The sequence below is a fragment of the Maribacter sp. LLG6340-A2 genome, from assembly GCF_045057105.1.
Lineage (GTDB): Bacteria > Bacteroidota > Bacteroidia > Flavobacteriales > Flavobacteriaceae > Maribacter.
This window is the reverse complement of record NZ_CP159332.1, coordinates 3,158,236-3,171,063: the sequence shown is the minus strand read 5'-3', so window position 1 is coordinate 3,171,063 and position 12,828 is coordinate 3,158,236. Positions and strand designations below refer to the sequence as shown.

Genomic DNA, 12,828 nt, shown 5'->3' with positions numbered 1-12,828 from the left:
AATAAATTACAAGTATAACTTGTAACAAAGTTAGGCTTTCTTCGTCAACTAGGTATATCAATCAAAAACATCAACCTATTTTGAATTCAATACTTACCGTCCACAACCTCACCAAGAAATATGGATTCCTTACCGCCGTTAAAGATTTATCGTTCACCATTGAAAAGGGTAACGTATATGGCATTTTAGGCCCAAACGGTAGCGGAAAATCTACCACCTTGGGCATTGTTTTAAATGTGGTAAACAAAACCAGTGGGGAATTTGCATGGTTTAATGGTGAACTTTCAACACATAATGCCCTAAAAAAAGTGGGGGCAATTATAGAAAGACCTAACTTTTATCCTTACATGACCGCTGTACAAAATCTTAAACTGGTATGCAAAATTAAGGAGGTTAGTGAAGATAAGATTCAGGAAAAACTAGATTTGGTAGGTCTTTTGGATAGAAAGGACAGTAAGTTCAAAACATTCTCTTTAGGCATGAAACAACGTTTGGCCATTGCATCTGCCCTACTGAACGATCCAGAAATTTTGATTTTGGACGAACCTACAAACGGTCTAGACCCACAAGGTATTCATCAAATTAGGGAGATTATTAAAACCATAGCCGCCCAAGGCACCACTATTCTGTTAGCCTCTCATCTTTTGGACGAAGTGGAAAAAGTCTGTAGCCACGTAATTATTCTTAGGAAAGGTGTAAAATTATATTCCGGACGGGTAGACAGCCTTCAGGCCAGTTTTGGATTTTTTGAATTAAAAACGACGCACATGGACCAATTGACCTCTTTCCTTAAAACCAACCCATATTTTGGCGAGGTAAAACACTACAACGGGTTAATTACAGCTTTCCTTACGGCAGAATTAGATGCACAGACATTGAATAAGTTATTGTTTGATAATGGTATTATCGTATCGCACCTCGTAAAAAGAAAAGAAAGTTTAGAGGAACAATTTTTACAGCTAACCAAAAACGCAACCGCTTAAAACCGAACCCATGATACGATTATTACAAATAGAATTCATAAAATTGTGGAACAACAGGGCCAGCAAGATATTGATCATCTCTTATTTTGCGTTACTGACCTCCATTGCACTGTTTGCAGCCATAAAATTTGATATTGGTCCCGTTCAATTTCATTTGGCAGATCAGGGTATTTTCAATTTTCCGTATATATGGCATTTTAACACCTTCATTACTGCATTTTTTAAATTGTTCCTGGCCATTGTAATTGTAAGTATGATGTCAAATGAATACAGTAATAAAACCATAAAACAGAACTTAATAGATGGTCTTTCCAAAAAAGAATTTATACTTTCCAAATTTCTGACCGTTATTTCATTCTCGCTGATATCCACAATTTTTGTATTTGTAGTCTCCTTGATTTTAGGCTTGGCGTATTCCGATTATAACGAATTTTTAATCATAATAACCGATTTAAAGTTCCTACCCATATTCTTTATTAAGTTAATAGGATTTTTCTCTTTCTGCCTGTTCTTGGGCATATTGGTAAAACGCTCTGCCTTTGCTTTGGGGTTTCTAATCTTGTGGCAAGTTTTTGAAGGTATTCTTAGAGGAATATTACGCTGGAAATTTTTTGACGAGGCCACTACAGATGGTATCATGAACTTTTTTCCGCTACAGTCTATGTTCAATCTAATCAAGGAACCATTCTCCAGGTTGGGCGCGGTACAATCCGTAGCCAACCAAATAGGCACAGAGGTGGCCCTTAACTATAACACCTATTGGTATGAGGTACTCATAGTAATGGTATGGACCGCAATTTTTATCTATTTATCCTATGCACTTCTAAAAAAACGGGATTTATAAATCCTATAACTACATCGACCATAAACCCTATTTAAACAGATTTGTAAAGACTTAAATTTCTTTTTATAGTATATTGTAGTGTTTAGGAACACGCTATGAAAACGATATGTAACATGGAATTATCCAGGATATTGGCTATGCCTTTATTTTTTCTGTTGTTAGGTATGTCCACATTTTCCAATGCCCAAGAGTGTCCCAAACTTTTAATTCCTTTGGATGGAGACACCCAAGTTAATGTTAATACACTAATCAGTTGGGAAGCCATTACCGGGGTCCCTGGATATTTATTGTCCATCGGCACCACCCCTGGCGGTACTGAACTCTTGAACGAACAAAACGTAGGTGCTTCCACTAGTTATTCCCCACCATTGGGATTACCCGAAAATACGCAGTTGTATGTAACCATATCCCTATTTTTCTTTAATCAGCCCACGGTGGTATGCGAATCACAAACATTCACCACCGGTGCCTTGACGAATATTCCCTTGTGTACCACGCTACAATCACCTTTAAATAATGCAACAGATATAAACCCGGCAACAAATATTACATGGTCGGCATCACCAAATGCCACAGGATACAGAATAAGCATTGGCACGTCATTAAATGGAGGGGAAATCTTGGAAGATTTGGATGTGGCTAATACTTTGACCTATAACCCTACTGAAGATTTTCCTCCGGAAACCAACATATATGTTACTATAGTACCCTATAACAGATTAGGAACAGCTATAAATTGTACACCATTTAGCTTTGTTACTACCCCAGAAGCTCAATTACCAACCTGTTCCAGTTTGATCACACCTTTTAACGGTGAGACCAATGTGCCCCTTAGTCCAATTTTGGAATGGACACCTGTAGCCAATGCCACAGGATATAAAGTAACCATTGGCACCTCCCCATTTGAAAGTAATATTCTTAATAACGCATCATTCTATAAAACCTCCACGTTTGTTATTGATTTTGAACCCAACAGAACTTTTTTTATAACCATTACTCCGTTTAATGAAGCAGGTGAAGCCTTAGGGTGCAGACAAGAATCTTTTTCCACTCTAATTGGTTGCGGGCCATATTATGATGCACTAACCGGTGAATTGATTGTACTAAACCCCAATCTTACCTTGCCCGAAAAAATTGATGTATGCACGAAAAATGTAGCTAATAAAATAACCGCACCAATTGAAGCAGATGGCTACAGGTGGTATAGTGTGGACGAGAACGGTAAAGAGACCCTATTGACAATAACTAAGGAAATTACAATTACAAGCGCAGGTTCCCATGCTTTAGAAGCTTACAATATTATTAGTGATGCCGACCAAACCTTTGAATGTTCTACAACCGCTTATTTTGAAGTAGAAATTTCATCTGAACCCGTGATAAAAGATGTGCTGGTAAACCAAGAGGCCAATTTTTTAAACTTTGAAATACTAATGGAAACTGAGGGCGATTTTGAATATGCCCTGGATAATGAAATGGGTCCCTACCAAGATTCAAACTTTTTTAGCAGGCAATCACTACAAACACATACGGTTTTTGTTCGGAACAAGAATGGATGCGGAACAGCGCAAAAAACATTGGAATTCGACGCTACAGCGTTTGGTTTTCCTGTTTTTTTTACACCAAATGGCGATGGTATAAATGACTATTGGAACTATTTACCGGAAAACAACACACAGGAAGATCAAATACAACTGGTATATATATTTGATAAGTTCGGGAATCTCATTTCCACCTTTAATTCAGAATCAAAAGGATGGGACGGCACTTTTAATGGGCAGCAAGTACCAGAATCGGATTATTGGTTTAAGGCCCAAATGCGCTCAAACAAAATTTTTAAAGGCCATTTATCATTGAAAAGGTAGCAGTATGGGTAATAATTATTTTTTATGGATAGTACTCATTTTACTTGGCCTAAACATGGAGTATGGGTTGGCTCAAGAGTGCCCTACTATGACTTCTCCACTAGATGGAGATATTAACGTGCCATTAGATAATTTGATTACATGGACAGAAGTAGAAGGAATTATAGGATATTTAGTTTCTTTGGGCACTACACCTGGTGGGGGAGAAATCATTAACCGAAGATCATCTGGTCTAAATAATTATTACCAGCCGGAAATTGGCTTACCCGCCAATACCCGTATTTTTGTTACCATAAGTTTATTTTTACCGGATGCCCCTATTAAAGTATGCCCGCTAAAGGTTTTTGATACCGCCGCCATAAGTGACCCGCCCACCTGTACCTCATTGGCCTCTCCAACAAATGGTGAAACAGAAGTTCGTGTAGACACGAATATTAAATGGGACTATGCTTACGGGGCTACTAATTATAATATCTCTATTGGTGATTCTCCTGGTAATTATACTATTGTTGAAAATCAAGAAACCGGTAACACCCTATTTTATAAAACAGAACAAGATTTTGAACTCAATCAGACCATTTATGTAAAAATTGTTCCGCTCAACGAATATGGAACAGCAGTGGGTTGTATTGAAGAATCCTTCACAACAGGCGTTCCTACCGTTAAATGTAATACTTCAGATTATCCAATCATTTCCATTGCAGAAAAAATACCACTCTGCTCATCAAATCAAAATGCCGTGTACACTACAAATGACATAGCCCGGGGATATCGGTGGTATAAAATAAATGATAACGGTACCGAAGATGTTATATCAAACACTTCCAGTATGGAATATAACGAAGTGGGTTTCTACCGCTTGGAACTGTTCAATACCGTATCTGAATTTGGGGCCACAATAGAATGTCCCGTTAGTAAAATAGTTGAAGTTGTTTATTCAGACATTCCAATAATTGAGCAAGTCATCATTTCTAGGGAGGCTAATCAGTACCGTATAGAAATTGTTACCTCAAGCACATCTCCAGTTGAATATTCATTGGATAACGAGGAATTTGGATTTCAAGATAGTCCTGTTTTTGTGGGCATTGCCCCAGACGACCGTACTGTATTTGTCAGGGATAAATTTGGTTGCGGTCTAAACAAAAGACCAGTGGAAGAAAAATTGGAACCAAAGGATTTTCCGTCATTCTTTACTCCCAACGGGGACAACATTAACGATTATTGGAACATCATAACTGACGGGGGAACCAAAGAACTTAATGTAGAATACATTCATATTTATGACAGGTTTGGTAACTTTTTAGCACAAGTAAATCCACGTTCAAAAGGATGGGACGGCACTTTTAATGGGCAGCAAGTACCAGAATCGGATTATTGGTTTAAGGCCCAAATGTTCTCAAATAGAACCATAAAGGGGCATTTTAGCCTTAAGCGTTAACCTAAATACAAATTGATGGACTTTAAGAAGTGGTTTTGTATTATAAGTTCTCTGGGCATGCATTTTGTATGCGTTTTGGCTATGGCACAAAGTAACTGTCCGGAGTTTACCTTTCCAATAAATGGCAACATCAATATTGCCGTCAATGCAACGTTTACTTGGACAGAAGTTACTGGATACAACGGTTACATATTATCCATTGGCACCGCTCCTCAAGGAAAGGATATACTCAATGCAAAACCAATTGGAACGGATACATTTTACACCCCACCATTGGGTTTACCGGCAAATACGCTTTTGTATGCCACATTAAGCCTTGTTCCATATGACGGACCACCTATTGAATGTCAGGAAATATCGTTTACCACCATACCCGTCACCACTCCACCAGATTGCTCCTTGCTGGTTACACCAGATAACAATGCAGCCAGTGTAACCATAATTACGGATATAGAATGGGCCTATGCACCAACAGCTACAGGATATTTTTTGTCCCTTGGCACAGAACCCAATGGCACGGATATTCTTGATGCTATGGATATGAAAAACACCCTTAGCTATGATCCGCCCAATGATCTACCACAAAATGCAACTATTTATGCTACCGTAATACCCTATAATGAATACGGAGCTGCAACAGGTTGTACAGAGGAAGTATTTACCACCAGTATGGACCTGTATATCTGTGATCCCTATCTTGACTCCAACACTGGGGAGTATGTGTATCCTGCCCCACAAATTGATCTTCCCAATACCGTTGGCATATGCAGTGATGAACTTCCTTACAGGATTTCCACCAATGATGTGGCCCAAGGATATAGATGGTTCCAAACCAAAAGCGGAAGTGAGGAAACCCTATTGAGTGAAACAAAAAGTGTTGATATTTTAAGTCCAGGGCGTTATCGTTTAGAAGCATATAATATCATTGAGACAGAAAATGGGACGATAGAATGTTCCAACTCCAAACTTTTTGATATTGTTTCATCTGAAGCGGCAACCATTATTAAAATTGATGTAATCAATACCACCAAGGATAAGACCATAACAATTATAGCTACAGGGGGAGGCCAGTACGAGTACGCCCTGGATAACAAGGATGGCCCTTACCAAGACTCACCCCTATTTACAGAAATACCGTATGGTCCACATACAGCATATGTTAGAGATAAAAATGGCTGCGGAATTACCATAAGGACCGTAGACAGGGACATAGACAACAAGGATTTTCCATCCTTTTTCACACCAAATGGCGATGGTATAAATGACTATTGGCAGTTTATACAACCACCAGAAAATTACGAAACTGTTATTGACCGTATTTTTATTTATGATCGGTATGGAAATTTCATTCATCAAATTAACGCCAATAGCAATGGTTGGGACGGTTCATACAACAACACCCCATTACCGGAAACCGATTACTGGTATAAAGCCACATTTCTTAATAGGGAAGATATTTTAGGCCATTTTTCCTTAAAGCGATGAAAGATTTCCTTTGATTGTACGTCTATTATACTTCATGACTTTTGTATTTTTAACCAAAAGACTAATTTTTTACTACCCCCAACCAATGACCAAAACCCAAAGTTCAAATAAAGTGGATTGAATAATGGCGTAGTGCCTTATATAAAAGAGAACATACATACATGAAATTTAAAGTTGTATCAGAATTTAAACCTACAGGTGATCAACCTAATGCCATACAACAATTGGTAAAAGGTCTTAATGAAGAAGAAAAATTTCAAACATTGTTAGGTGTAACGGGTTCAGGAAAGACATTCACTGTAGCCAATGTAATAGAACAAGTTCAAAAACCTACCTTGATACTGGCCCACAATAAAACACTGGCGGCACAGCTTTATTCAGAATTTAAACAATTTTTCCCTGACAATGCGGTAGAATATTTTGTATCCTACTATGATTACTACCAACCGGAAGCCTTTATCCCTACCAGCGGTGTGTATATAGAAAAGGATTTGTCCATCAACGAGGATATTGAAAAATTAAGGCTTAGCACAACCTCATCACTACTTTCAGGAAGACGGGACGTTATTGTCATAGCATCGGTATCATGCTTGTACGGTATTGGTAATCCGGTAGAATTTCAAAAAAATGTCATCTCAATTAAAAAGGACCAGGTCATTGCCAGGACCAAGCTTATGCACCTATTGGTGCAATCCCTTTATTCCAGGACCATGGCAGATTTCAAAAATGGAAATTTTAGGGTAAAGGGAGATGTGGTCGATGTTTTTCCAAGTTATGCGGACCATGCGTTCAGGATTCATTTTTTTGGTGATGAGATCGAGGAAATTGAAGCGTTTGACCCATTCAACAATAACATATTAGAGGTATACGATTCACTTACAATCTACCCGGCCAATATGTTCGTTACCTCAAAAGACGTATTACAGAACGCCATTCATCAAATACAGGATGATTTGGTAAAACAAATAGACTATTTTAAAGATATAGCAAAACCGCTTGAAGCAAAACGATTAGAGGAGCGCACCAACTTTGACCTTGAGATGATTCGTGAACTGGGGTACTGCTCTGGTATAGAAAATTATTCAAGATATCTGGATGGTAGGGAGCCTGGCACAAGGCCCTTTTGTTTATTGGACTACTTTCCAGATGATTATCTTATGGTAATCGATGAAAGTCATGTTACCATACCCCAAGTACATGCTATGTATGGAGGGGACCGTTCAAGAAAAGTAAATTTGGTTGAATACGGATTTCGCCTGCCGGCGGCAATGGATAACAGGCCGCTTAAATTTGAGGAATTTGAAGCTTTACAAAACCAAGTATTGTTCGTGAGTGCTACTCCTGCAGACTATGAACTACAACATAGTCAAGGTGTTTATGTAGAACAGGTTATTAGACCCACTGGATTATTGGACCCAATAATAGAAATAAGGCCCAGTTTAAACCAAATTGATGATTTAGTAGAAGAAATTCAACAACGGGTAGAAAAAGATGAACGTACCTTGGTTACGACGTTGACCAAAAGAATGGCCGAAGAATTGGCCAAGTACCTGGATCGGATTAACATTAGATGTAGATATATTCATAGTGATGTTGATACACTGGAACGAGTAGAAATTATGCAAGATCTACGAAAAGGTATTTTTGATGTACTGATCGGGGTGAATCTGTTACGTGAAGGGTTGGACCTACCCGAGGTTTCCTTGGTTGCAATTTTAGATGCGGACAAAGAAGGATTTTTACGTAGCAACCGTTCCTTAACCCAAACGGTGGGTAGAGCGGCAAGACATTTAAATGGTAAGGCAATTATGTATGCGGATACGATTACCAATAGCATGCAAAAAACAATTGACGAGACAAATTATAGAAGGGAAAAACAAATAAAATACAACACCGATAATAACGTAACACCAACCGCACTAAACAAAAGTTTGGACAACGTATTATCCAAGAATTCCGTTTCAACATATCACTTTATAAAAGAAGAATTGCGTGCCGCTGAACCCGACCTAAATTACATGACCAAGGAGCAGACGGAAAAGATGATAAAAGAAAAAAGAAAGGCTATGGAAAAAGCGGCTAAAGAACTTGATTTTATGCAAGCAGCCAAGTTACGTGATGAGATAAAAGCGTTACAAAACCAAGACAACTAATTTTTTTTAGAAAAAACCAGGTTAAAACAAAAATATCATCTAAAACTTAACATAAGTAAACACAACATTCTGGAATACAAATTATTAATATAAATTTTTAGACAAAGCTAAAACGTTTATTTACTGTGAAAAATGAAAAAATGGGTCTTATTTTTTGGTATCGCACTTAACTATTTCAATGCATTTCATTGTTATGGTCAGTCTCTCGAAGTTGACAAAATTAAATCGCTCACCGATGAAAAATTCAATGTAGCGATTACTAATTTACACCAATTTTTGAGACTACAAAATAACGGTAATTTTCCGGAACAGATCAAAACAAATCTTCATTGGTGCGACAGTGTTTTTAATGCTTTAAATTTTAAGACAAGTATCTTGAGTACACCAAGAGCACCACTTCTTTTTGCAGAAAAACTATCATCCAAAAATTCAAAATCAATTCTTTTCTATTTACAGATTGATGGTCAACCAGTAGACCCAAAAGAATGGTCACAAGAGGACCCCTTTGAGCCAACGATCAAGGAATTTAAAAATGATAGTTGGACCAGTTTGGATTTTGAGTCAGCACTAAATTCCATGAACGAAGATTATAGAATATTTGCACGGTCTGCATCCGACTCCAAAGGTCCGGCTATGGCTTTAATCTCTGCGCTGCAAATTCTTAACGAGCAGCAGATAAGTTCCGAGTATAATATCAAGGTCATAATGGATTTTCAGGAAGAATTGGGTTCCCCTGACCTACCTTTTGCCGTAAAACAATATAAGGAGATATTACAATCTGACATGCTTTTAATTTTAGACGGAACCAGGCACCTTTCTAATTTACCCACGTTAACGTATGGTGCCAGGGGTATTGCAACAGCAAGTATTAAAATATTTGGACCTAATTACGCCTTGCACAGTGGTCAATATGGAAATTATGCACCAAATCCGGTATTTGAAGCCGCAAGATTGATAAGCAGCTTTAAAGATGAAAATGGACTAGTAGTCATTAAGGATTTTTACAAAGGCGTAAATTTAACAGAAAGCGAAAGAATATTACTTTCTTCTATTCCTGAAAATAATAGTGCTTTAAATAAAAGATTGGGCATCTCCAATCCAGAAAAAGTTGCACAGACCTATCAAGAAGCCTTACAGTATCCGTCGCTGAACATTAGAGGATTAAAAGCAGGATGGACAGGAAAAGAAGTACGTACCATTATCCCTGAAGATGTTCTTATTGAAATAGATATGAGGCTAGTGCCCGAGACCCCTGCGGAAAGACAGCTTGACCTTCTTAAAGACCACATCGTATTACAAGGATATCATTTGGTAGATTCCCTACCCACCAACGAAGAACGTTCAAACTATGGAAAACTGGCTTCTCTCAGTTACAGGATCGGTTCCAAGCCCTTCAGAACAGGTATAAATACACCAATAGGCATTTTTCTAAATAAGGCACTTAATAGGGTTTTTGGAGAACAAATAATAAACATGAGAACCACAGGCGGTTCCCAGCCTATTGCACCATTTATCTCTCTGCTGAACATTCCTGCTGTATCGGTCAGGATACCAAACCCTGACAATAACATACATGGGCCAAATGAAAACTTAAGAATTGGAAATTTCAAAGAAGGTATTTGGACATGCCTGGCCATACTTACCCAACCCCTTCCATAAAAAAAGTGCTTTGATTACTCAAAGCACCTTTTCAACTAAACACTAACCAACCTAAATTCTAAGGCAAACCTTATTTTAACTCGATCATTCGTTTTGGTTTGGGCAAAGCCTCTTCTTTTTTAGGAAGGTTAAATTTTAGTATACCACCTTCATATGTAGCATCAACTTTATCCATAGCTACAGTTTCAGGCAATGTAAAAGACCTTTTAAATGAAGAAATTGTAAACTCTCTCCTGGTATAATTGTCTTTAGAATCGTTCTTTTCTTCCTTAATTTCAGACGAGATTGTCAGGATAGCGTCATCTAACTCTACCGCAAAATCTTTTTTGTCCCTACCCGGTACAAAAAGTTCCAATTCAAAATTATCTTCATTCTCCTTGATATTAACAGCGGGCATAGCTGTTCTTTCATTTTGTATTCCCCCAATCCAATCTGGTTTAAATAGTTCATTCATTAAAGCAGGGAACAGTACATCATTTCTTTTTACTAAACTCATTATCGTATATTTTTAAATTAATAGTTCTTTTTTATAATCACAGATAAATAAGCAAAGGACATACCAGAACATTTTTAGTGACATTTTGACATTATTTTAACTAACGTTAATGACATTATGTCTTATTGTTTAATAGTTTGAGGTGTTTATTTACGGAAATGAGTTATTTACCTAAATCTAACTTGCTTAGATTTACCGTTTAGAAATCGTTATGGGCCAACTTTCCAATTTCCTTTTTAATATCAGAAGCAAAATAGCGTTCTATCCTACTATTATTTCTTTAACAGGTTTAATAATGGCCTTTGCCATGATCTATGTTGAAAAGTTGGGGATTTCCGAGTACCTAATGGATGTGGCACCCAGCTTGGTAATAGATGATACTGATACAGCCAAGACTATTTTAAGCACATTGATAGGTGGCCTTATTTCTTTGACCGTGTTCAGTTTTTCCATGGTCATGTTATTATTAAGTCAAGCTTCCAGCAATTTCTCCCCAAGGGTATTACCAGGCATCATTTCTGACCAAAAGCATCAGATAGTTTTAGGGCAATATATTGCCACCATTCTTTACAATATTTTTATACTCATTTCCATTGAGCCTAAAGAAAGTGATTATCAAACCCCGGGGTTCTCTGTATTGTTTGGAATCATCCTAGCCGTATTATGTTTGGCATCCTTTATTTACTTTATCCATCATATATCACAATCCATACAGGTTGGGAATATACTGACCAACATCCATAGAAGAACTAAGACAGCATTGAAAGCTATCCTTGATGCACAAAAAGACAAAACCGAAGATTTTCCGGACATTAGTTCATGGAAAAGTCACAAGATTGACAAAGCGGGATATTTTTATGGAACTTTACAAAAAGACCTTTTAGATCTTTGTAAAAAACACGATACAAAAATCCATATACAATTATTTAAAGGCCAATATATTCTGAATGGCACCTTAGCATTTTATACTCAAAACGAACTTGACGATACCGCTATAGAAGAAATTAAAAAAACCTTACTTTTTAGCCATGAGGAATTGGTAGGTGATAATTATGTATACGGTTTTAGACAATTATCCGAAATTGGAGTTAAAGCCATGTCACCAGGAATAAACGACCCTGGTACCGCCTTGAATACCATAGATTATCTTACATCACTTTTTTTGTTTCTCATGAAAAAATGGGAATATGAATATATTACCGATGATGACGGACAAAATTGGGGACGACTGAAGTGTACCAAATTCTCAGAAATTCTGTACAATGTTATGGCGACTTACCGTCAATACTGCAAACATGATATCATAGTAACGCGAAAATTAATGCAAATGCTGCAAACACTAACCAACTACGTTAATAACGATCTTCACAAAAACTCCCTTAACCAAGAGATGGAAGAATTAATGAAAGATGCCGAGAATAACATCAAAAATAAAAGGGATTTAAATAAAATTGACGCTGATTTTAATAGCTGGTCTTAGTTGTAGTGCGATTTAAAAATAGATATCAATACCTCTGGTGGAACAATTTTATCAGGATATTGATGCATTATCATAAGCACCTGTTGCATTGCACCCGGAGGCAACCCTATTTTTAAACCAATATCATGTAGTTTTTTAATTTCGCTTATATCTTGATGATGGTCCACATTCATTAACAACGCTAAACGATGAAATTGTATAATACGTTCTGTCTGTGACTTTGGCAGCACATGTTCTGCCGGAACTTTAAATAAGTGGTCAAAAGTTTCCTTGGCAATATTTAATTTTTGGGCAAGCAACAATAAAAATTCATATTCCATTCTTCTTATTTCATTGTCCACTTTTGCAAACTCTATCATTTCTGATAAAATACTAAGTTTTTCATTTTCTGTTGGCATATTCTCAATTACTTGATTTTCATTTTCTAA

The 12,828-nt window shown here is 37.2% G+C and carries 10 protein-coding genes; 8 read left to right on the top strand and 2 right to left on the bottom strand.

The features are described from left to right. The first annotated feature begins 80 nt into the window (after positions 1-80). The 7 genes from ABVM52_RS13355 (at position 81) to ABVM52_RS13325 (ending at position 10,424) form a co-directional block, all read left to right on the top strand. Positions 81-983, top strand: coding sequence for an ABC transporter ATP-binding protein (locus tag ABVM52_RS13355; RefSeq protein ID WP_405381299.1), 903 nt, complete (start codon positions 81-83; stop codon positions 981-983). 10 nt (positions 984-993) lie between these two features. Beyond that, a complete protein-coding gene (locus ABVM52_RS13350; RefSeq protein ID WP_405381297.1) occupies positions 994-1,827 on the top strand; it encodes an ABC transporter permease in 834 nt (277 codons plus the stop codon). A 95-nt stretch (positions 1,828-1,922) separates the two neighbouring features. Next, positions 1,923-3,689, top strand: a complete 1,767-nt coding sequence (locus tag ABVM52_RS13345) for a T9SS type B sorting domain-containing protein (protein ID WP_405381296.1) — start codon at positions 1,923-1,925, stop codon at positions 3,687-3,689. A 4-nt stretch (positions 3,690-3,693) separates the two neighbouring features. Beyond that, positions 3,694-5,127: a T9SS type B sorting domain-containing protein gene (locus ABVM52_RS13340; protein WP_405381294.1), complete on the top strand. Its 1,434-nt coding sequence runs from the start codon at positions 3,694-3,696 to the stop codon at positions 5,125-5,127. Positions 5,128-5,142: 15 nt separating this feature from the next. Continuing rightward, positions 5,143-6,612 (top strand): T9SS type B sorting domain-containing protein, encoded by a 1,470-nt coding sequence (locus tag ABVM52_RS13335; RefSeq protein ID WP_405381292.1) that lies wholly within the window; start codon positions 5,143-5,145, stop codon positions 6,610-6,612. Positions 6,613-6,773: 161 nt separating this feature from the next. Next, entirely contained in the window at positions 6,774-8,765 is a 1,992-nt protein-coding gene (uvrB, locus tag ABVM52_RS13330; RefSeq protein WP_405381290.1) for an excinuclease ABC subunit UvrB, read from the top strand. Between the two features lie 132 nt (positions 8,766-8,897). Further along, positions 8,898-10,424, top strand: coding sequence for a M20/M25/M40 family metallo-hydrolase (locus tag ABVM52_RS13325; protein WP_405381288.1), 1,527 nt, complete (start codon positions 8,898-8,900; stop codon positions 10,422-10,424). 70 nt (positions 10,425-10,494) lie between these two features. Here the strand turns inward: ABVM52_RS13325 and ABVM52_RS13320 are convergent, their stop codons facing one another. After that, positions 10,495-10,920, bottom strand: a complete 426-nt coding sequence (locus ABVM52_RS13320) for an Hsp20/alpha crystallin family protein (RefSeq protein WP_405381286.1) — start codon at positions 10,918-10,920, stop codon at positions 10,495-10,497. Between the two features lie 211 nt (positions 10,921-11,131). Here ABVM52_RS13320 and ABVM52_RS13315 point away from each other — a divergent pair, with 211 nt between their 5' ends. Beyond that, entirely contained in the window at positions 11,132-12,400 is a 1,269-nt protein-coding gene (locus ABVM52_RS13315) for a DUF2254 domain-containing protein (RefSeq protein ID WP_405381284.1), read from the top strand. Here the strand turns inward: ABVM52_RS13315 and ABVM52_RS13310 are convergent. Further along, positions 12,397-12,798 carry a TerB family tellurite resistance protein gene (locus ABVM52_RS13310; RefSeq protein ID WP_405381282.1) on the bottom strand — a complete coding sequence of 134 codons (402 nt, stop codon included), beginning with the start codon at positions 12,796-12,798 and terminating at the stop codon, positions 12,397-12,399. The two genes, ABVM52_RS13315 and ABVM52_RS13310, sit on opposite strands and share 4 nt — an antisense overlap. Between the last annotated feature and the right edge of the window lie 30 nt (positions 12,799-12,828).